Origin of the sequence: Marinobacter sp. SS5-14b (assembly GCF_030541005.1) — a bacterium.
In the GTDB taxonomy this organism is placed as follows: Bacteria; Pseudomonadota; Gammaproteobacteria; order Pseudomonadales; family Oleiphilaceae; genus Marinobacter.
Genome location: NZ_JASSVM010000003.1, coordinates 447,465 through 467,637 on the forward strand (window position 1 = coordinate 447,465; position 20,173 = coordinate 467,637).

The window sequence follows — 20,173 nt, forward strand, 5'->3', positions numbered from 1 at the left end:
GAGTCAGATACAAATCACCAATCTTCAGGGATCGAAGTCATGCCCCAGGCAAGCGGATTGCAGTTCACCGCCCGTGTAGGCGAATTCCCCACCGATCACTTTGTTGTTGTCAGTTTCGTGCTCACCGAAGGCCTGTCTTCGCTGTCTCACGGCCGCCTGAAACTGGCCAGCACCGATCCAGACGTTCAGCCAGCCGACATTCTGGAGCAACCGGTGGACCTGGTGGTGTGGCAGGATGGCCAGCCCCAACGCCGTTTTACCGGTGTCGTGAACGAGTTTGCCCGAGGCAACACCGGCCACCGCCGCACCCATTATGAACTGGTGATCCAGCCTCCCGTGTGGCGCCTGGCCCTGATGCACAACAGCCGCATCTTCCAGACCCAAAGCACCGACGCCATCGTACGCACCCTGCTGGAAGAGCGGGGCATCATCGACACCGTGTTTGACCTCAAACGCACCCCGGAAGAACGGGAATACTGCGTCCAGCACCGGGAAACCGACCTCAACTTCGTTGAACGCCTGGCCGCCGAAGAAGGCTGGCACTACCGCTACCAGCACGGCAGTGTGGACGGCGAAGAACAACCGGCCCTGATTATCGCTGACCACCACGGCGATGCCCCCAAACTGGACCCGGTCGCCTGCAACACCCAGGCCGGCGGCAGCACCCGACAGGCCTGCGTGTTCAGCTTCGCCTACGAAGAGCGAGTCAAAGCCGCCTCTGTGGCGATGAAAGACTACACCTTCAAAAACCCCGCCTACGCCCTGATGCACGAAACCAGCGCCGGCAGCGTCAACCACCGCGAAGACTACCAGCACTACGACTACCCCGGCCGCTACAAAGCCGATGCCAGTGGCCAGCCCTTCACCCAGTCGAAGCTGGACGCCCTGAGAAACGACGCCGCCCTCGGCAAAGGCAAAAGCAACCGTGCCGACTTCACCGCCGGCGCCAAAGTGACCCTGCAGGACCACGACAGCCAGGCCCTGAACCGGGAATGGCTGCTCACCGCCATCACCCACACCGGCAAACAGCCCACGGCCTTGCAGGAAGAGGGTGGCAGTGAACCCACCAGCTACCACAACGAATTCACCGCCATCCCGGCCGACAAAACCTGGCGCCCGATGTGTGACCACAAGCCGACCATGGACGGCCCGCAAATGGCCATCGTCACCGGCCCGGATGGCGAAGAAATCCACTGCGACCAATACGGCCGCGTGAAAGTCCGGTTCCCCTGGGACCGCTATTCGAAAAACGACGAACACAGCAGCGCCTGGCTCCGAGTCAGCCAGGGCTGGGCTGGCGGCCAATACGGCTTCATGGCCCTGCCGAGAATCGGCAACGAAGTCATCGTATCCTTCCTGGACGGCGACCCGGACCAGCCCATCATCACCGGCCGCACCTACCACGCGACCAACACACCGCCCTATGCGCTGCCGGAGCACAAAACAAGAACCACCCTGAAAACCAAAACCCACAAGGGTGAAGGCAGCAACGAACTGCGGTTTGAAGACGAAGCCGGTGAAGAGCAGATCTACATCCACGCCCAGAAAGACCTGGACCTGCTCACCGAACACAACCGCACCGAAGTCATCAGGAACGACAGCCACCACACTGTCGAAAACCACCAATACAGCCACATAAAATCGGCCGACCACTGCACCACCGATGGCGAAAACCGAATATCCATCGGTGCCGACTGCAGCCAGAACATCGGAGGCAGCTTCCATCAGAAAACCGCCCAAACGATGGCCTCTGAAGCAGGTACCGAGGTGCATCATAAAGCCGGTGCGAAAGTGGTGTTGGATGCGGGGGTGGAACTGACTATCTCGGGTGGGGGGAGCTTTATCAAGCTGGATCCGAGTGGGGTGACGTTGAGTGGGCCGGGGATCAAGATTAATTCTGGTGGGGCGCCGGGGAGTGGGAGTGGAGCTAAAGCTCAGGCGCCACTTGTACCTCACGCTTTGGATCGTGAGCAGCCCGAAGATCCAGACCCCGTGGTGTTGCCGGATGTTGCGCAGCGATTGGATCGCAGGCCAATCAATGTTGAGTCACAGAAAGCGGCATTGATGAAAGGGAACGCCACATGTGCGGTCTGCGAGATGGGGCCAGCCTGATGGTAGATGTCTGTTTATTGTCTGAGCCTCCCTGCGCTCACATCAAGTGGCCATCCAATGGCACTGTTGCATTGATTCTGGATGGGGTGGCGGTATCGAATGTTGCACGCTCTATCTATGAGTGGTCCGGCGGTGCTGCAAAAACTGAGTGTTTGTATGCTGGCACCCGCTGGGAACCGGTGAGTGATTTTGCCCCATGGATTGTTTGGTTGGAGGATGAGAGCGATCCAGTGCTGGCCGCATTTGTGGAAAGAGGCGCAGCCCAGGAGTGGGGGTATATTTTGGTGACGAATTATAGCCCTGATGCTCTGCGCGGCTATCTTCGCCAACTTATCGTAATTGAGCGTGTACCCGGGTGTGAAGAGTTAATCCGGATTGCTCATCCTGAAATGGCCCGCAGAGTGATTGGTGAAGGGTTGATCACTCCTGGCAGGGATTTGCCGCAGGAGTTGTTATCCCAAGTTGTCAGCCCGAACCTGGTCGAAGGTACTTGGCATATTCAAGAGCCGCATAGAACTGTAGACGATCTAGACAGAGAAAGTGCTCAAACAAATATCGAAGCGTTAGAGGCTGCGTTCTGTGCTTTTAATCGCCGGCGTGACAACTTGGCGCTTTGGGAGATGCTGGATAGCTCTGTGAGGGAGTGGCTTGGTGGGCCGGCGATAATAGAAGATGCGTTCAGGAAACTGGATCAGATCATTGAAGAGGCCGGCTCACTTGGACATGTTGGGCCTCGTCATAAGTTTCTGTATTTATTGGATCGTTACCGTAACGACCGACTTCTTCCGCATACATAATCATGGATGAATAACGATGCGCAAACAACGTCCAGCTAACGATCGTAATAGTGATGAACTCAAGTCTTGGGAATTATCTGGGGCTGAAAGCAATCAACCCGCAAGCTGTCCTTTGCTCACAACCGTTAAGTTACTTCCCATTCGTTATGGCAGGGTAGAAGTTCCGCCTGAAGGGAAGACTGCAGGAATGCCCTATGAGCTGAAATCCCGTGCTCTTGGGTATCGGCTTATCAGGGACGGCTACATTTACATCCTTGATGAGGGGGCAGAAAGTCTTCATGAGTATGTCTACGAGGACGGGGCACTATCCGGACATAATGAAGGTAAACTCGAGTACCCGCTCAACCATATTTTGTATGTGTGCTTTTCTGAGGTACGCCTGACAGACAAGAAAAAGGCGCAGGTGCTGGGAAGCCCGAGTGAACGGCCGGAATTCATGCAAAAGATTGACTTGCGGAATGCTTCTCCAGTTTCCGGGGGGGAGCATCTGCTGACTTTGGATCAGGCCAACCAGTGGGTTGCGGAGTTTGCTGAGGATTTTGAGCCGGAAATGACAGATGGTGGAAACCCTCAGGAATACGAGGCTTATTTCTGGGAAAATCAGCCCTATTACCATAAGACTCGGCTCGGTAAGCTGCTTAGTCAGCAGGAGATCGAAGACCCGAGTGATTGCCTTTGCATCGTGCTCCGTGATGACGTCGGGGTTATGCTCGACCTCGCTCAACATCAGAATGATGTTGTTGGTTGGCTTGAAGCATGGACTTTAGGCCCAGACGGAACGAGAAGCGTTGAACGAGATTACATGCTCGGCACAATCATTGAGTCCATTACCGTTATGGACGACGCAGCTGTTGTAGGTTTGATGAGAAGTCATTCCGACAGTGATGTTCAAGCCATGGTTTCAAGCCTGGATGAACTGCCGCAAGACGAGCAAGAGAAAGCGATCGCCGCGTTAACCGACTGGTTAAATACCGACAGTGACGATGGCCATGGTATCGGTGTGACGACGCAACCCCATCCGCCAGAACTTCAGGCACAGCTTGATGAAATTCGTAAAGGTGCAAACCGTTCAAATTATCTGGAAATAGCTGACCGGTTGAATGGAGAGACGGAAGACTACTACACACGCCAGGCGTTGGCGGGTGCGCAGCAAAGCTTTGTAGATGCACATCTTGAAGCGATCAAGCGCCTTAAGAAGCAACACAATACCAATCTCAAGAATACCTTGAACGGCGTCGGATTTGGTAAGCAGGGAATTAACGACCTGATCGACCGTCCGCGCATGAATGAATTTATGCAAACGCAACGCGAGAAGCTGGCGCGCTGGCAGTCCGAATTGGCATTAATTACCGAAGACAGAACAAACTTGGTTACTGAGAGTCGTTTTCAGAAGGCGGCCTGGTATTTTGATCCGGAGAATGAGGGCCAGGTCAATACGTCACTCATGCTCGAATATCAATGTTTGAAAGATCTCTGCCGCACGGATGAGACAGCGGAAAAGATAGCTGAGTGGATGGAACAGAACCCACAGTATAGCCGGCCGATGTTCTATACGCTGTCGCTGGCCGACCAGGCATCGAGTGCAGAACTGATTACTACCTATGCCAGCATCATGGCGGCCGGATATAGCATTGTAACCAAGGCAAAGGAGTACGGTGAGTCTCTATCTACGGCGGAAGCAGGCCGTTTACCCGCGCTGGAAGCTATGTCAGAAGAGATAAGGCTCAGCGCGGCAGCAATCGGTGATGCCTTATCGCCGGCGATCTCGCTCAGCATTGCGAATACTATGGAGGAACTCTATCGCGGATTGGATGCTGATCGAATGCCATCCCTTGATGAGATTTTTCGAAACTTGCCTTTCTTCCTTAAGGGAAAGTTGTTAGATGCTGCAAGGAGCGGGCAAGTTGAGTTCCGGTTGGCGTCTGCTGACGAGTTGGAAGAGTTCAAGGTGAACCTCCACAAGATAATGCAGTTGAACGAGAAAATATCAGATGTAAATTCCGAGCATGATAAGGTGAAGTCGACACATGGTCATCGTTCCGAGACTGCGAAGCAGTTGGTCGACCAGTTCCATTCGCTAAGGGATGAGCAGCGCTTGTTGGGTGAGCGCCTTGCTGCAGCATTGAGCCCTATCGATGAATCAGATCCAAGAATCTCCCTTGCTCCGCCGGATGCCGCAAACGGTAAGGCTGCGGTTTCGATAATCTTATCTGCCGCCGCTGATCAGCGGGAAGTTGGAAGGATGTTGCAGTCGGTACGCAGAGGTTCGCCAGCGGTCCCGGCAGCGAACGCGCTTGGGGATGCGATAGGTGTTGCGATCTTTTTTGTGCAGTTAGCGAATTTTTGGAGTGCTTTTGACGAATTCTTGAAAAGCGAGAATGCTTTTGGTAGTGGCCGACGCTCTGCTTTGCCACTCGTTGAAGCGTTCTGGGGTAGCTCTGCTGCAGGGCTTGCGTGTGCGCAAGGATTTGTTGATTCAGCACTCAATGCACGGGCTCAGCAATTGGCAAATGCCTGGAAGGGCGCAGAGCTAAAAGGTGTTCACGCCCAGATGGGAAGAATGCATGCTTTTCTGGGCGGATTTGCATATGTGGCGGGCTTTATAGCCTCAGGGTTCAGCATCAATAAACATCGCAGTAATTGGCTGGATGCGGTGAAAGCCGGTAATCAGCAGGCCGAGTATGCTGCGATTACTGCAATGATCGGAAGTGGTGGTTTAGCTGCTACTAATATGGTAGGAGCGTTTTCCTCTGTGCGTGCTTGGGCGCAAGTAGCTTCTGCCGGCAGGGAAGCTGCACAAACGCTTGGTGGTGATGTTGCCAAGGCTCGCGCGACAGCTTGGGCCGCTACTGGCCCCCGGCTGGCTTCGTTGTTTGCCAGACTTAATTTGTTTGGGTTGGCATTTACAGTAATCGAGCTCGGTTCTACGTGGTATTACAACTACAACACTCGCAGTCAGCTTGATGAGTGGATTAGTAGCACGCCATGGAGCAATGACCCACGAAAGAGAAAGGATCATCTTATTGACGATTATTTGGCGGCGCTGGAGAGAACCCGCGATTTTTTGACACTAACGCGGGCGGAGGACAATGAAGATGGCCGTCAGGGTTTCTACCTGAATTGTTATGGTTTGCCTGCAGATGCCTTGAAAAAGCCAATTACAGGGGCACCACCCCGCAAGGTTTCACTCGCTTGCTGGCTTGTTCAGCCAGAAGCGAGTTGGTGGATGTTTTCCCGGGACCCAGAGACTTGGGTTAGGGCAATGGCGCCGTTGTCGGAAACACTGTGGGTGAACGAGCAGGCAGATTTTCTTCGAGTTGGCTTCTACCCACCCAAACACCAGAAAACCGAACATGGACGCGAGACCAGCGAGTTGGCCTTGATGGTAAAGATAGAGACCTTGCACACCGAAGAGCGTTACACCGGAAGTGTCTACATGCTGCGCATCAAGCCGGATAGCGAGTTTCCCTTGTTGCCGGTTCAGGAGGCGCCGATTGAGCAAGCAGTTTGGTGGGAACTCGATTGGCCATTTGTTCCCATTGAGGCAGTTGCATGACGAAAATAGCAGATACCAAGGCACCCAGAGCAGGCAACTCTGACACGTTCAAAAGCGGAAAGGTGAACCATCTTTCGCCACTTCCGTTGCCCACCGGTTTGCCCCCCGTTGATCACAGCCATATTGTGGCGGAGGTTACGGACGAATATCTGGAACTTGGGGCGTTTACACCGAATGTGTTTGGCTGGCAGTTAACTCTCGCGATGCCCATGATGGTTGTTGTTCTGTCGTGCATTGTTCTCCCTGTGCTGATGTTTTTCGGAGGCTTAACAATCGGCGATGGCCTGATGGATGGTATTGGATTGTTTGGTCAGTTTTTCTTGATTGGGGCAAAGCTGAGCGTGGTTGGGGGGGGCACTATCTTGCTGATAGCCCTTTCCCCACGTGTGCAAGCCTACTTCAAACTCCGGGGAGTCGTCCCCACCCGCTTCAATCGCCAACGCCGGGAAGTCTGCCTGGTGCCGTCGGATTCGGATACGCCTGTCATCGTGCCCTGGGAGGAGCTGCAAGCCTGGGTGGTTCAGGCCCAGGGGGTTACCCAGTATGGTGTCCAGCGTCAGTTTGGTTTTGGCTTTGGGGGTACGGATCCGAAGACCGGCAAAGGCACAAGCCTTGAGCTGATGTCGGCGGGGCTACCCCTGGCCATCAGCACCTGGGAAGCGCTGCGGGCTTATATGGAATACGAGGTAAACAGCCTGGCGGAGATTCAGGACCCGTTGGAACTACAAAAGCCCGGCGACCCGCCCTGGGAAGGTGTCCATACCTTCTACAATGCCCGTGAGCGAATGCGTCGCCGTCGTCGCGAAGGCGAGGTGGGTTGGTTCTACCCGTTCTTTTGGTACTGCTACCACCTGCTGACCTTGTGGACTTTGCCCAACCACCTGACGGAATGGGAAGTTCGTAAACTGAAACGCCTGAACCGCCGGGCAACCCCGGAGGCTGTCCAACGTTGGTCAGAACCGCTGCCGGAAGCGCAATCGGCAAAGCCGAGTGAGGAGCTGATGCGGCTGAGTGAAAAAGTACGCCAGAAGCAGCGAGCCAATCCAGGGCGCTTGCCCTATGAGGTGTTTGCTGAGGTGTACAGTGAAGAGGATCGAGTGCCGCAGGCATCGAACCTATGATTAGGGACTAAATCATCATCAAGGAAGACATTATGACCACGGCTATAAACGCAATCTGTACAGCCTGTAACAACACCATTCAATTATCACAAGAGGACCTGGAGCAGCTTGGAAGATCGGAGCCGCTCCCCTGCAGCGAGTGCGACGCCATGCTGAAGATCACACCTGACGCAAACTCAGAGCGCAACGCAAAGCTTTCGGTGTTTGCCTTGACGATTGGCGCGGCCATCGTTGCGATTGTGGCCTTAATAAACATCTTTGGTGACGCTGGCTTTCCGACTTATTTTGTTGCGATACCCGTCATTCTGGTGTCCACAGTGTTGGTATCCAGCCTCAGTAACAGCAAACTCAACTTAGACAGAGTTGAGTGAGCAGTGGTTGGCTCAGGTTTGTTTCATGGGATGGTGATGGCAAAGTGTCATGGGCGCTTACGCCGCAACTAGGCAAGATCTCTATGGAAGCGTACCGGCAAAACGCCCGAAAGGTGCATGGCCAATCTGAGATATGACTATCGGGATAAAATTTGAACGATTCGGAACCTTTAACAAGCAAACCACGAGTCGGTGGGAATCTTCAGCCTGCCTGTCATCAGGTTTCCGTCTTTGAGGCTGCTGCCTTTCGGGCGACTGAGATTGGTCCTTTGCCGAAATCGCCCAAAGAGCGCACGCGGATTGGCGAGGATCTTCAGCCTGTTGGCACCTATGCGGGCATTATCCCCTATCTGAGCACAATTCAAGACGCTGAAGTGCTTCAGGATCATGAGAAAACTGACCCGGAATTTATATCCAAAGATTGGTGGTGGGATCACCAGCGGATTCGATTCCTGAATGAAAAGTTAAGCCTTAAATTTTTGGTTCTTTTGTTGCCGTTGATTTGGGTTTTCACATTAATAATTGGGGGCTTGGGTTCAATTGTTTGGGGAGTGGTGCAGCTAACTGAATCGTATGATTTTCCTGCTTTTCTGCATTTACTACTGCTATTCATCTTGGTGCCAGCGTGGCTGTTGTTCTCGTTTTGGGTTGTTCGTCCCACTACCAACTGGCTCATGAGTACCGGTGTTGGATTCCTTCTCAAGCCCTTCGAAAAGACCATCAATAAAAAACTAGACGAAACGCTAGAGGACGGCTGCAGCGAGTTTAACCGGATCACCGGTCAAGTCCGACTGGCCATGGGTGGTAGACGTTTTTTTGAAGCCCCCTTTGTGGAGTTCGATGCCTACGTAGATAGGGTGATCCAGCAAAGTGGTGTGTTCTATCGGCTGATCCTGGTGCATCGTTACACCCAGAAATCCTTTCACAACACCGCGTTCAGCTCCATCGAACCCAGTAAGTTTGAAGTGCTGGCAACCTGGGACATGCTCCAGACCTACATGGATGTGACGCAACCATTGCCCGATACCCCACGGCTTGAGCCCTTCCGTCTCCTGGACCCCGTCACCGCCGAATACGACAAAAAAACGGGGCGTAATCCAAGGTATTGGCGTGACCTGAATCTGGAGGCCTGGAAAGAGGGTGAGGGCTGGACTGAGGTTCACCGGCGCCAGACCAGTTATCCCTGGGATGGCCGAACCTGCAAGCTGACTCCGCAGCTAGGCAAAATATCGATGGAAGAATACCGTAAGCAAAGGCCTGTGGGTGCTTGGCCAATTTGATGTTACAAGGATTGTAGATTGCCGCAAGGTTCGCCTATTTCCTCACATGGGGTTTTTGGATGTGAGGAAAGACGAAGGTGGAGACTACATCTTTGAATAGCGGAAGTTGTCATCTCGGTAATTTGCCAACCGTTGCAAAATGCAACGCCTGTAGTAATCTGTATGCACCAGCCGTGGCAATCATTGCAGGAGGGCATCATGGCAACAGCAATTCGAATTGATGACAAGCTGGTTCGCGAAGCCTCAGCGGAGGCACAGCTTCAGCGGCGCTCTACACCCAAGCAGATCGAATACTGGGCGGAGATAGGCAAAATTGTGGCCGGGGAAGTGTCGGCAGAGGACCTGATCTCTATCGCTCAGGGCAATCGCCGGGTGAGGGTGGAACCATTGGTTCCGGAGCCGGTATCCAGTGATGACTTATGGGCCGAGGTAGATGCAGCCCGGGAATCGGGTGAGCTGGCAAAAGCGATCGCTCACAATCGTACCGTGTATCAGTGTTCGCCTGATAAACCAGGCTATTTACAGGCGATCTATCCCGACGGCACCCGGCAAACCGGTGTTTTCAAAAATGGCGCTTTTGTGGCACTGAATGATCGAGATGACGCAGCCTGAACTATGGTTACTGGTTGGTGGCAATGGTTCCGGCAAGTCGACCTTTTATGAGCGATTCCTTGCTCGCCGGAATTTGCCGTTTATCAATGCAGATAACATTGCCAGAAGCCTATGGCCCGAAGAGCCAGAGAAGCATAGTTATGCGGCAGCCTTGATCGCAGAAAAGGAGCGATTTCGTTTTTTGGAGGAAGGCGCCAGCTTTTGCTTTGAAACGGTGTTCTCCCACCCATCAAAGGTGGACTTCCTGGGCGCTGCCAAAGCCGCAGGTTTTCGCATTCGAATGGTTTATTTTCACCTGGAGTTGGTGGAGTTGAATAAGGCGCGAGTCTCTACTCGGGTGAAGTCGGGAGGCCATGGTGTTCCCGAGAAGAAAATCGAAACGCGCATCCCTCGTACTTTGCAGAATGTGAAGGCAAGCATTGGCCTGGTGGATGAACTCTACCTCGTCGACAACTCGAGCGCCGAAAAACCGTTCCTGCGGGTGGCTGAGCTTCGCGGAGCAGACTGGATACTGTGTCAGGACGTACTACCTGAATGGGCTGAGACTCTGATCAGGTTTTAACGAGACGAAAACTCAAGATCACGAATTCAAGATAAGGGAGCCAAGGAATGGCAAGTCCTCTCGTGCAGGCCAGAAGCCTGCTAATTACAGCAGTTTTGTACCTCACCGCCGGCCAGGCACTTGCAAGTCCCCCAGCCATCCCCCTGGCCAATATCTACCACCCGGGAATCAATCTGGCTGACTACTGGCTCAGTGAAAAGCTCGATGGCGTACGAGCCTACTGGGACGGCAGCCAACTCTGGTCCCGGGGTGGTCATGTGTATGCGGCTCCGGACTGGTTTACGGAGCAGTTCCCGGCGCAGCCACTGGACGGCGAACTCTGGAACGGGCGTGGGCGATTTGCCGAGCTGTCAGGTGTTGTGCGCAAGGCTCAACCGGTGGCGCGGGAGTGGCGGGAGGTGCAGTTCCACGTGTTTGACCTTCCCGTGCCGGATGTACCGTTTGATGAACGGTACCGGGATCTGGCTTCCATCGTTGAGGCCTCTGAATCGCCTTATCTGGTGCTGGTTGAACAGTACGCGATCGAGAGTCACCGCGAACTGATGTCCGAACTGAAGCGGGTGGTTGCGGCGGGCGGAGAGGGGCTGATGCTCAAGCGCAAGGCCAGTCACTACCTGGCAGGGCGTTCTGACGATCTGCTGAAAGTGAAAACTCATGCGGATACGGAGGCTACGGTGGTTGCCATTCTTCCCGGCAAGGGCAAGTACCGTGGCATGATGGGGTCTCTGGAAGTAAGGCTGGAAGACGGCCGGGAGTTTCGTATCGGCACAGGATTCACGGAGGAGGACAGGCTGCGTCCGCCAAAGCCCGGCACCATCATTACGTTTCGGTACCGGGGATTGACCGCCACGGGCCTACCCCGGTTTGCCAGTTTTCTGAGGGTTCGGGATATCTAGTGTCCCGTGATGGTTGGTGAGCCAGGCTCACCAGCTCCCCACATTTCCCATGCTCGCCCATGGTTCCTGAACTGGTAGCGCCTCTCCCTTCTGCAACAGCTCAATCGAAATGCCATCCGGTGTGCGGATAAAGGCCATGTGCCCGTCTCTTGGTGGCCGGTTGATGGTCACGCCATGGGTTTGTAGCTTCTCGCACAGGGCGTAGATGTCGTCTACGCGGAAGGCCAGGTGCCCGAAGTTGCGACCGCCTGTGTATTCTTCCGGGTCCCAGTTGTAGGTGAGCTCAATCATGGGGGCTTTGTGTTCCCGTGCCCGGGCCTCATCTTCAGGGGCTGCCAGGAAAACCAGGGTAAAGCGGCCTTGCTCGCTGTCTTTCCGGCTGATTTCGACCATGCCGAGCAGGTCGCAGAAGAAGTGGAGTGTGTCATCCAGGTTGCTGACCCGGATCATGGTGTGCAGATATTGCATGGTGATCTCCTGTGGGGTGAGGATGTGCTCTCAAGCATTAGCTCTTTTGTTGTGGCCAGCCATGGGGCACGACAAACCAGCGGTCGTGTTCTGCCCAGCATTGTAACTTGGGGTGCCACGTTGTTTCTGCAAACAGGGCCGGAATTCCGCGGTCTTCAACCCGTTGAATGGCGGCCCGGGCTTCGTCGGCCTGAGGCTCTTGTGCCTGGCTCCAGGGCCCGATCCAGTGCGGCTTGTTCAGCGGCACCCAGCGTGTTGTGTCCTGTGCGTCCAGGTGCTTGGCGTAGCACCACTGCCCGGTCAGGTGATTGTCCGGTACGGTATCGGGTAACGTAACTTTTAGCTCGTCAGGATAGAACAGATATCCGGGCATGAAAATGCGCGGCCTGGCGGTATCGTCGATGCCAAGTTCTGCCAGCACACTTTGGGTTTCCGGTCGCTGCGCTAATTGGCTCTGGCGTGACAGCAGGTGGCCGGTTTTCAGGTCAAGCCGATCCTGTGCATTGGGGCCATACCACCAGGTAGGCCCGTCCGGATCGGGAACGCCTAGATAGTATTTGATGGCGATTTCGTGGTGTTCAAGTTCTCCCGATTGTGGATTTCTTACCACAAAATCCAGTTCCCCGATGGTTCGGCCGTCCTTACGTATTTGCTGGTTTTTCAGAAGGATTGGCCAGCCCATCAGCTCACTCAACATGACTTCGTACAGGCGCTCAAAGTAGTGCCCCAGGCGCTTTTCCGTGGCCGTCAGCAAGCGTTCGGGAACGGACTCTGGGTGGGTGTCCCAGTGTGTGAGTACAGAAAGATAATCCTCAGGAAGGAACCGGGCCGGATAGAACGTGAGTGGTGATGCCAACAACTGGGGTGCTTCACACAGCCAGGCAAGATGGCGTATGGCCGGTGTTTTGAATCGGTGAAGGTTCTGTGGCGCGCGCAATGTGTTCATCAGGTCAGGATACCCTATCTGCCTCACACTCTGGCGTTGAACGTTGAGAAAGGGGAGGCATTCGGCGATATCGGTCTCTATAATGGGCCCGGAATTTATCCAGATACCCACGGAGGGGTGAATGTTGATGCGCGCCAGTGTTGCAGCGCTGCTGCTGTTTTTTGTTGGTCTTGCCGGCTGCTCCCACTTTCAGAGTGAGCGGCTTTCCTTCAGTCCCCGGCCAGGGGATGTCCGTTATTTCCACGTTAGTGAGTCCATGCTGTTCTGGGCGACCGACGGCTTCCCGGGCACCGAGGTTGAATACAACCTGTCCAGTTTGGTGAAGGCTGAGGTTACCACCGTTGATGATGGCATCGCTGAACTGAACTCCCGTTCTCTGTCGTCCCTGTTGCTGAAAAATGGCCACATTTTGTTTACAACCGACAAGGATCCTGCGTTTAGCGAGTCGCTGATGGCGATGAAGGATCTACTGACATCGGGTGTGGTCGAGCGTATTGACGATCATGGACAAGTGGTTCAGGCAAGGTTCGGGAATCAGGATGCCGTTGCAAAGCTCGATGGCATGGTTCACGAAACGGCATTGGTGCGGCGTGGTTTAAGCATCATGGCGGCCTGGCAGCCGCGTATGCCGCAACAAAGTCTGAAGATTGGTATGGCCTGGCAAGTTCCTCCTCTGGTTGAGGGTGGCTTGGAGTTGCCCGAGCTTCGCTATGAAGTTAGTCACCTTGATGAGGACACCGTTACCCTGAAGTTCCAGTCCGCCGGTATCGGCTCCGGAGTGGTGGCTGACGATTCAGGGCGAGGCTTTCAGGAGGTTCGGGCCGAGCGGGTTAAAGGTTATCTGGAGCTTGAGCGCCACTCAGGCTGGCCCAGGCGAGCGAGCATCGTTGCTCATCGGAAACTGGGCAATGATGGCGACACAGCCTGGGTTTCCAGTCAGATGTCACTGGAGCAGGGTGGTCTCAAGCCCTCCAGTAATCGGAACCTGGTTCACTCCAACGCCGCCTTCGCGCTTTACCATGATCGTACGCGAATGTCAGACCCCTGGTTTGAATCTGAGTATCTGCCTCCGTTCGGGGAAAGAACGGTTGAAGAATCTTTTGACCGTCTGGCCCGAACGTTGCTCTGGTTCGGAACCGACGTTGTTGATCAGCAGCTTGGCCTGAGCTTTCAGGTGAGCGCCTCGGGATTTTCTTCGGTGTTGTTTCACCTGCCAGAGGCAGTGCGATTGCTGGATTCCGGGGGTAAACCGGTGGTTGATGAGGTGGCGGTTGACCCAAGGTTCTTGATGGGGAGCTGGTATTCCGTCGCCGATGGAATAGATCCGCCCCTGGTACCGTTTCTGACGGATGGCCTTTCCCAGGCACAGTTGGATTCCATTGACCGGGTGGAGGTTGACTTGCCGGTAACCGTGCCGGATCAGTTGCACACCCTCCGGTTGTCCGCCGGCGATAGCGTGAAACCGGTGGGTGACAGCGGTATCACCATTGCCGTGGATGAATGGGCGCCCGAACAGGTTATATTGCGCGTAACTCGGCCAGAGGGGTATCTGCCCGATGCGTTTCCGCTGATCAAGCCCTTGCCGTTGACCGGAGAGGGAGAGCCGTTGCCGCTGTTCTATACCCGTGAGAGCCATTCTTTGTTTGAACCATTAAGGGCAAAAATGGCGGCTGAGTTTACCGAGCAGGAATTGATGTGGAAGCAGTCAGAGTTTGCGGGGGAAGTGCTTCTGCTTATTGAAGGCCTGCCGATGGCCGAGCGTTATGGCGATTTGATCTACAGTTTGAAGGCGCCAGCCGGGGAGTCAATCGAAGCCATCGAAGTGAACCTCTACACCACCAGAGACGAAGTGCGAACCTTCTCGGCGGCCAAGGCACTGTCTACCCTTAACGGTGGCAAGGTTGTTGGCGAAAGATTTCTGACGTACTCCGATGTTCGTGATGTTGAATTTGCTCCGTTGAATCTGTCCGACCTCACCGGTCAGGATGCTGCAGTTGACTGGCCAAACGTTGTTATGACGACCGCCGTACCGGCTGAGTCCGGCGAGGTCAGGCAAGTTGATGCAAATACCGTTGAGGTGTCCGAAGCACTGTTCAGGGATCTGGAATGGGTTCGGGCCACCCAGAAGGTGGTAGGGCTGCCGTTGGTCGCCTATTCCGAGGACGGTTCGGCTTTGAAGCCACTGACTGATGGTGTGTTTGGTGCTGTGGATGGTGGTTTGGCGCCGGATGGCCGTAAGTTTCGCTTCTGGGGAGAGGTGGCTCGGGTGCGCTATCCGAAGCGGATGATGGATGAGCCGGGCCGCGCCCCATAGGTCGCCCGCAGAAATAATATTTCAAAAGTGTAATTAAGTTGATGGCTATGATGTGACCTTGACCCCGCCTGTCATTTTACATTTTGTTACATTTCGCGCGACGAACATCGCCTGGGGTGCCGATGAATAGGCTACGTATGGGTCATCAGAAAAGGAGACATCTGATATGGAAGATTGGCAAGGATGCCTGGCCCCTCAGTGCCAGCAGGCGCTGGTGCAGGCCAGGGAAAACGTCGTCAGCCGCGGCGGTTCAGTCATTAGCGCTGAGGATTTTCTGCTTTCGCTGCTGGATGTTGCTTCCCCGATTGCGCCCTATCTTAAACGGCAGGGGGTGGATCTGGATGAACTGATACGAACGGTACAGGGGGAGCAACCCATCGTCGCGGAGGTTCGAGGAGATGGCGATCTGTCTTCCCAGCTCATTTACTGGATTTCGGCCACCCGTGAGGCGACCGAAACGCCTTGGATCGATTGGCCGCAGCTTTTGTGGGGGTTGGTGAGCTGTGCTGAGCGCTTGCAAGACAAAGCTTATGTGGCTGTATTGGAGCTGGTCAACCAGTGGCCAACCGATTCTCAAAGCCGTCTATTGCCGACCGTACCCAGTCAGCAGCGGGTGCTGCCGGTTACGATAACGGAGCCGGCGTGGCTTGAGTTGGCGGAGGACGTGGTCGTCGCGCTTTCCGCTAACCAAAATGGCCTGCTGTGGATCAAAGGCGAGAGGGGTAGCGGAAAAACCACCTGGCTTCAGATGCTTCGGGATACCCCTGGGTTTGCCTGGTTGCAGATTGACCTTCGGCGCCACGCTGAGGTGATGGCGTTTGATCAGCCGGTGATGCCCTCACAGGATTGTGATGAGTATCACTGGCCAACTCTGGTGCTCGATAACGTTTCGCCGCCCGAGTTGCTGGAGTTGATGCTGCAACCCAACGGTGTGGCTCGGGAATTGATCACCGGCTGGCACGGCCCCATTTTGCTGTTGGCCCCGGGAGAGTCGCGGGACCATGCAGAGGAAACCCGCCTTACCCGCTTGCTGGGCCGGGCGCTGGACGTCATGACAATGCCCGGTGTTGGTGTGATGCAGCGCCAAGCCATTCTTTCGGTACATCAGCCGCACATTGAGAAAGCCTTCAACATTCAGGTATCCGCAGCCGCCCTGGAGTACGCCGCCTCACGCCGCAGCCGCTGTGTTTCGGGCCCCGGTGGAATGCTGGAATGGGTTCAGCGTGCAGCAAGAAGGCTGGACCTGTTTGCCAGCCGCGGTTCTCTGGAGGCGGTGGCGGCTGCCGGCAGGAAAGATGTTTTGCAACGGCAATCACTGATGGCCCTGGCTCGAGGTGAGGAGTGGGCCGATACCGGGCCGGGTATGACCGACCTGGACATCGAGCAGGCAGCCGCAGAGGTTGTCTGGCACGAGCGTGACCGCGCAGGCACGCTTCGGATATTGCAGATAGAGGATCTTCGGCAGGAACTGGAACGATGGGTTGCAGCAAGGCCCGGGCCGGTTCACTATGTGCTGCATTGTGAGCAACAGCATGGAGATTCTCTGGGTGCAGGATCTGGAAGTATATATTCGTGACCTCGAGCCGGGCGCCGTATCCGGTTGGCTGGAGGCGCAGCTTGATGAGTTGCAGCTGAACGATACGGATGTGTCATCGGTTTCCAAAGGAACCGCTTTATTCAATGGTGCAAGGATGCGAATTACCTTGTATCCGGGTGCTTTCGGCAAGCGCTTCACTTCATTGGTGATGGAGGGCGAAGAACTGCCCTGGAACAGTGATCTGGAGTGTGCTCGCAGCGCCTGGCGCGCAATGGAAGGTGAGATCCGGTGCAGTCTTGGTGAGTGGAAGGAAGGCGATTTGGTAGAGGACGAAAAGTGGTGGCGACTGGATCACCGGGGTGAACAGCAGGTCGTCTGGAACTAGTTCTGTCGCACAACGAAAAAAGGCAGCCATAACTGGCTGCCTTTTTGTTTCTTCAGGGCCTGATCAGTCGCTCAGAATGGACACGTTATCAGCCTGCAGGCCTTTGTCGGCATCAACCACGTTGAACCGAACCAGTTGGCCCTGGCGCAATACGCGTCTGCCGCGGCCGCGAATGGCGCGGAAGTGAACGAAAATTTCATCACCACTGTCGCGTACGATAAAGCCAAACCCTTTCTTGACGTTGAACCATTTGACGGTGCCTTCTTCATCTCCCTCTGGAGTGCTGTCGTCAAAATCGTCGTCGTCTTCGTCATCGTAGCCGTTCGCTGGCTGGCTGGCGCGGGCCGGCCGGCTTTGAGTGCGGGCGGCCGGAGCCGGTTGTTTGCCTGCAATCGCAACGGCCAGAAAACCGACAATGCCGAAGATTACGAAAGCGATGAGGTAAGCGGCAATACCGCCCTGGCTGCCCAGTGCCTCAAGGCCTTGACCGATGGCGAGCAGGCGAAGGGGTTCGGGGGTAGCGGACAGCAAAAGGCCCAGTACAAACGGTGCCGGAATTGCGATCAGAATAGCAACAAGGATCGCTTTGGCTGGATTACGCATTGGTTGATTATTCTCCATGATTAAACACTAACGATAAAAAGCCGGACATCGGGTAAAATGGCACGCCCAGCCAGTGAACACCGCCGCCGAAACCAACCTTAAGGTTAAACGGCACTGGCGGTAAAAGGCGGCATGATAACAGATTAAGGAAAGGGCTGACCAAATCTCATGAGTAAAAACACCCTCGAAGACAGGATTGCCGAACTGGAAATGCGACTTGCGTTCCAGGATGACGTGATCAATACCCTGAGCGAGCAGGTGACCAAGCAGGAAATGGATATCCGGGCGTTGTGGGATGCCAAGCGGCTGATGCATCAGCAGCTGAAAGATGTGTCGCCTTCGAACATTAAGGCGGAGGAAGATGAGACTCCGCCGCCGCATTATTGATTTTGGAGTTAGCCTTGAGTTCCGGGCTCAGTTATCCCAATAGTTCTACCAGTATCTGTTCGTAGATGTCGGACAGGGTGTCCAGATCTTCCGCTTTTACGCACTCGTCCACTTTGTGGATGGTCGCGTTGATGGGGCCGAGTTCGAGTACCTGGGCGCCAGTGGGAGCAATGAAGCGCCCGTCGGAGGTGCCGCCGGTGGTTGAGAGTTCGGTTTCCCGTCCGGTGACGGTGCGAATCGCATTCTGGCTGGCGGAGACGAGCGCGCCTTTGTCCGTGAGGAACGGCCGGCCGCTGAGGTGCCATTGCAGGTCGTACTTGAAGTTGTGGCGATCCAGAATGGCTACCACGCGCTCTTCCAGGCTCTCTGCGGTGTTTTCAGTGCAATAGCGGAAGTTGAAGTGAACCAGGCAGTCGCCGGGAATGATGTTGCTACCCACGCCTGACTCGATGCGAGTGATCTGGAAGGTGGTGGGCGGGAAGAAGTCGTTGCCGTTGTCCCAGAATTCTTTCGCCAGAGCGTCCAGCGCGGGCGCAACCGTGTGCACCGGGTTTTCGGCCAGGTGCGGGTAGGCCACGTGGCCCTGTACGCCGTGCACGGTCAGGTAGCCGTGCAGTGAGCCGCGGCGGCCATTCTTGATCACGTCGCCCACCTCGTGTGTGCTGGACGGCTCGCCAATCAGGCACCAGTCCATTTTCTCGTTGCGGGCTTCCAGGGTTTCGATGACCTTGACGGTGCCATTCTGGGCCGGGCCCTCTTCGTCGCTGGTGATCAGCAGTGCGATGGAGCCCCGGTGATCCGGGTTCTTCTCTATGAAGCGTTCACAAGCGGTCACGAAAGCGGCCAGGCTACCTTTCATGTCGGCCGCGCCCCGGCCGTACAGATAGCCGTCTTTAATCACCGGATCAAACGGCGGATGTGCCCAGTTTTTTTCTGGCCCCGTAGGCACCACGTCGGTGTGGCCGGCAAAGGCCAGCACCGGTCCGTCTGTGCCTTTGCGAGCCCAGAGATTGTCGGTGTCGCCAAAGCGCAGATTTTCACCGGCAAAGCCCAGGGGCGCCAGGCGGGACATCATAAGATCCTGACAGCCCGCATCGTCAGGCGTGACAGACCGTCGGCTGATGAGGTCTTTGGCGAGTTCTAGCGTAGGCGACAACGACATTCCGGGAACCTTTTCTGCTTAGTTGTTGGCGTGAAGTTCTTCGTTCAGCTCGATGGCGGATTTATTGGTCTTGCACTCCACGGCGCCGGTCTGGCTATTGCGGCGGAACAGCAAGTCGTTCTTGCCAGCCAGGTCACGGGCTTTGATCACTTCCACCAGCGTGTTGTTGTCATCCAGCAGGGCTACTTTGGTGCCGGAGGTGATGTAGAGACCGGCCTCTACGGTGCAGCGGTCGCCCAGGGGAATGCCGATGCCGGCGTTGGCGCCCAGGAGGCAGTTTTCGCCGACAGAGATGATGATGTTGCCGCCGCCAGACAGGGTGCCCATGGTGGAGCAGCCGCCACCCAGGTCTGAGCCCTTGCCAATCATCACGCCAGCTGAAATCCGGCCTTCGATCATGCTGGTGCCTTCGGTGCCGGCGTTGAAGTTAATGAAACCTTCGTGCATGACAGTCGTGCCTTCGCCCACGTAAGCGCCCAGGCGCACTCGTGAGGTGTCAGCGATACGCACGCCCTTGGGCACCACGTAATCGGTCATCTGCGGGAACTTGTCGACCGATTTTACTTCCAGGGTGCGGCCTTCAATGCGGGCCTGCAGCTGGCGCTCGGGCAGCTCGTTCAGGTCGATGGCGCCTTCGTTGGTCCAGGCCAGGTTGGGCAGCAGGCCAAAGATGCCATCCAGCTTCAGGTTGTGGGGCTTGGCCAGCCGGTGAGAGATCAGGTGCAGCTTCAGGTACACCTCGGGCGTACTGGAGGCGGTATCGTCAGTCGACAGCACAGTGACCACAACGGGGCGCTTGCTGTGGGCGGCGCTTTCGGCCAGTTTGGCCTGGTCGGTCTGGCCCAGTTGGCGCAGGGCGTTAGCAAACTGAGCCAGCTGCGCGGAATTCGCTTCGATGGCCTGATTGCCGCCTTTGTATTCCAGCGCGGTTTCAACCACGTCGATCAGGTCTTTGCCTGGGGTCATGATCGGCTGCTGGTAATACACCTCCAGCCATTCGCCCTGGTTGTTCTGGGTGCCGATGCCAATGCCGAATGCAAAACTCATCTGGTGGTTGCTCCTGT

At 55.5% G+C, this 20,173-nt stretch carries 18 protein-coding genes; 13 read left to right on the forward strand and 5 right to left on the reverse strand.

Annotated elements, in window-relative coordinates:
- The first annotated feature begins 39 nt into the window (after positions 1-39).
- The 9 genes from QPL95_RS09655 (at position 40) to QPL95_RS09695 (ending at position 11,307) form a co-directional block, all read left to right on the forward strand.
- Entirely contained in the window at positions 40-2,112 is a 2,073-nt protein-coding gene (locus tag QPL95_RS09655) for a type VI secretion system Vgr family protein (RefSeq protein WP_303290772.1), read from the forward strand.
- Positions 2,112-2,909: a DUF4123 domain-containing protein gene (locus QPL95_RS09660; RefSeq protein WP_303290773.1), complete on the forward strand. Its 798-nt coding sequence runs from the start codon at positions 2,112-2,114 to the stop codon at positions 2,907-2,909. The genes QPL95_RS09655 and QPL95_RS09660 overlap by 1 nt, the downstream gene beginning before the upstream one ends.
- 16 nt (positions 2,910-2,925) lie before the next feature.
- Positions 2,926-6,465, forward strand: a complete 3,540-nt coding sequence (locus QPL95_RS09665) for a toxin VasX (protein WP_303290774.1) — start codon at positions 2,926-2,928, stop codon at positions 6,463-6,465.
- Positions 6,462-7,586: a hypothetical protein gene (locus QPL95_RS09670; RefSeq protein WP_303290775.1), complete on the forward strand. Its 1,125-nt coding sequence runs from the start codon at positions 6,462-6,464 to the stop codon at positions 7,584-7,586. Before QPL95_RS09665 ends, QPL95_RS09670 begins: the two co-directional genes overlap by 4 nt.
- Positions 7,587-7,618: 32 nt before the next feature.
- Complete coding sequence (locus QPL95_RS09675; RefSeq protein WP_303290776.1) at positions 7,619-7,957, forward strand: hypothetical protein; 339 nt, start codon at positions 7,619-7,621, stop codon at positions 7,955-7,957.
- A 152-nt stretch (positions 7,958-8,109) separates the two neighbouring features.
- Entirely contained in the window at positions 8,110-9,237 is a 1,128-nt protein-coding gene (locus QPL95_RS09680) for a hypothetical protein (protein WP_303290777.1), read from the forward strand.
- A gap of 198 nt (positions 9,238-9,435) precedes the next feature.
- On the forward strand, positions 9,436-9,849 hold the full coding sequence (locus QPL95_RS09685) for a hypothetical protein (protein WP_303290778.1): 414 nt from the start codon (positions 9,436-9,438) through the stop codon (positions 9,847-9,849).
- Positions 9,836-10,411 carry an AAA family ATPase gene (locus tag QPL95_RS09690; protein WP_303290779.1) on the forward strand — a complete coding sequence of 192 codons (576 nt, stop codon included), beginning with the start codon at positions 9,836-9,838 and terminating at the stop codon, positions 10,409-10,411. The genes QPL95_RS09685 and QPL95_RS09690 overlap by 14 nt, the downstream gene beginning before the upstream one ends.
- Before the next feature lie 47 nt (positions 10,412-10,458).
- Complete coding sequence (locus QPL95_RS09695) at positions 10,459-11,307, forward strand: DNA ligase (RefSeq protein WP_303290780.1); 849 nt, start codon at positions 10,459-10,461, stop codon at positions 11,305-11,307.
- A gap of 27 nt (positions 11,308-11,334) precedes the next feature.
- On the opposite strand, the gene gloA is transcribed toward QPL95_RS09695, so the two are convergent.
- The gene (gene gloA, locus QPL95_RS09700) at positions 11,335-11,775 is read right to left on the reverse strand and encodes a lactoylglutathione lyase (RefSeq protein ID WP_303290781.1); all 441 of its coding nucleotides are present in this window, start codon (positions 11,773-11,775) and stop codon (positions 11,335-11,337) included.
- Between the two features lie 37 nt (positions 11,776-11,812).
- Complete coding sequence (locus tag QPL95_RS09705; protein ID WP_303290782.1) at positions 11,813-12,721, reverse strand: DUF1853 family protein; 909 nt, start codon at positions 12,719-12,721, stop codon at positions 11,813-11,815.
- 121 nt (positions 12,722-12,842) lie between these two features.
- On the opposite strand from QPL95_RS09705, the gene QPL95_RS09710 reads away from it, so the two are divergent.
- The 3 genes from QPL95_RS09710 (at position 12,843) to QPL95_RS09720 (ending at position 16,957) form a co-directional block, all read left to right on the forward strand.
- On the forward strand, positions 12,843-15,035 hold the full coding sequence (locus QPL95_RS09710) for a hypothetical protein (protein WP_303290783.1): 2,193 nt from the start codon (positions 12,843-12,845) through the stop codon (positions 15,033-15,035).
- Between the two features lie 166 nt (positions 15,036-15,201).
- On the forward strand, positions 15,202-16,611 hold the full coding sequence (locus QPL95_RS09715; RefSeq protein WP_303290784.1) for a hypothetical protein: 1,410 nt from the start codon (positions 15,202-15,204) through the stop codon (positions 16,609-16,611).
- A complete protein-coding gene (locus tag QPL95_RS09720; RefSeq protein WP_303290829.1) occupies positions 16,583-16,957 on the forward strand; it encodes a hypothetical protein in 375 nt (124 codons plus the stop codon). The genes QPL95_RS09715 and QPL95_RS09720 overlap by 29 nt, the downstream gene beginning before the upstream one ends.
- 63 nt (positions 16,958-17,020) lie before the next feature.
- Here QPL95_RS09720 and QPL95_RS09725 read toward each other — a convergent pair whose 3' ends face one another.
- A complete protein-coding gene (locus tag QPL95_RS09725) occupies positions 17,021-17,560 on the reverse strand; it encodes a cold-shock protein (RefSeq protein WP_303290785.1) in 540 nt (179 codons plus the stop codon).
- A 168-nt stretch (positions 17,561-17,728) separates the two neighbouring features.
- Here QPL95_RS09725 and QPL95_RS09730 point away from each other — a divergent pair, with 168 nt between their 5' ends.
- Entirely contained in the window at positions 17,729-17,947 is a 219-nt protein-coding gene (locus QPL95_RS09730; protein ID WP_303290786.1) for a SlyX family protein, read from the forward strand.
- 31 nt (positions 17,948-17,978) lie between these two features.
- On the opposite strand, the gene dapE is transcribed toward QPL95_RS09730, so the two are convergent.
- Positions 17,979-19,109 (reverse strand): succinyl-diaminopimelate desuccinylase, encoded by a 1,131-nt coding sequence (dapE, locus tag QPL95_RS09735; protein WP_303290787.1) that lies wholly within the window; start codon positions 19,107-19,109, stop codon positions 17,979-17,981.
- 18 nt (positions 19,110-19,127) lie between these two features.
- Positions 19,128-20,156 (reverse strand): 2,3,4,5-tetrahydropyridine-2,6-dicarboxylate N-succinyltransferase, encoded by a 1,029-nt coding sequence (gene dapD / locus QPL95_RS09740; protein WP_303290788.1) that lies wholly within the window; start codon positions 20,154-20,156, stop codon positions 19,128-19,130.
- Positions 20,157-20,173: the final 17 nt, after the last annotated feature.

Bases quoted from the DNA above. Each gene is read 5' to 3' on its own strand.
- QPL95_RS09655 (WP_303290772.1), top strand. From the start codon at position 40: ATGCCCCAGGCAAGCGGATTGCAGTTCACCGCCCGTGTAGGCGAATTC.
- QPL95_RS09660 (WP_303290773.1), top strand. From the start codon at position 2,112: ATGGTAGATGTCTGTTTATTGTCTGAGCCTCCCTGCGCTCACATCAAG.
- QPL95_RS09665 (WP_303290774.1), top strand. From the start codon at position 2,926: ATGCGCAAACAACGTCCAGCTAACGATCGTAATAGTGATGAACTCAAG.
- QPL95_RS09670 (WP_303290775.1), top strand. From the start codon at position 6,462: ATGACGAAAATAGCAGATACCAAGGCACCCAGAGCAGGCAACTCTGAC.
- QPL95_RS09675 (WP_303290776.1), top strand. From the start codon at position 7,619: ATGACCACGGCTATAAACGCAATCTGTACAGCCTGTAACAACACCATT.
- QPL95_RS09685 (WP_303290778.1), top strand. From the start codon at position 9,436: ATGGCAACAGCAATTCGAATTGATGACAAGCTGGTTCGCGAAGCCTCA.
- QPL95_RS09690 (WP_303290779.1), top strand. From the start codon at position 9,836: ATGACGCAGCCTGAACTATGGTTACTGGTTGGTGGCAATGGTTCCGGC.
- QPL95_RS09695 (WP_303290780.1), top strand. From the start codon at position 10,459: ATGGCAAGTCCTCTCGTGCAGGCCAGAAGCCTGCTAATTACAGCAGTT.
- gloA (WP_303290781.1), bottom strand. From the start codon at position 11,775: ATGCAATATCTGCACACCATGATCCGGGTCAGCAACCTGGATGACACA.
- QPL95_RS09705 (WP_303290782.1), bottom strand. From the start codon at position 12,721: ATGAACACATTGCGCGCGCCACAGAACCTTCACCGATTCAAAACACCG.
- QPL95_RS09710 (WP_303290783.1), top strand. From the start codon at position 12,843: ATGTTGATGCGCGCCAGTGTTGCAGCGCTGCTGCTGTTTTTTGTTGGT.
- QPL95_RS09715 (WP_303290784.1), top strand. From the start codon at position 15,202: ATGGAAGATTGGCAAGGATGCCTGGCCCCTCAGTGCCAGCAGGCGCTG.
- QPL95_RS09725 (WP_303290785.1), bottom strand. From the start codon at position 17,560: ATGCGTAATCCAGCCAAAGCGATCCTTGTTGCTATTCTGATCGCAATT.
- QPL95_RS09730 (WP_303290786.1), top strand. From the start codon at position 17,729: ATGAGTAAAAACACCCTCGAAGACAGGATTGCCGAACTGGAAATGCGA.
- dapE (WP_303290787.1), bottom strand. From the start codon at position 19,109: ATGTCGTTGTCGCCTACGCTAGAACTCGCCAAAGACCTCATCAGCCGA.
- dapD (WP_303290788.1), bottom strand. From the start codon at position 20,156: ATGAGTTTTGCATTCGGCATTGGCATCGGCACCCAGAACAACCAGGGC.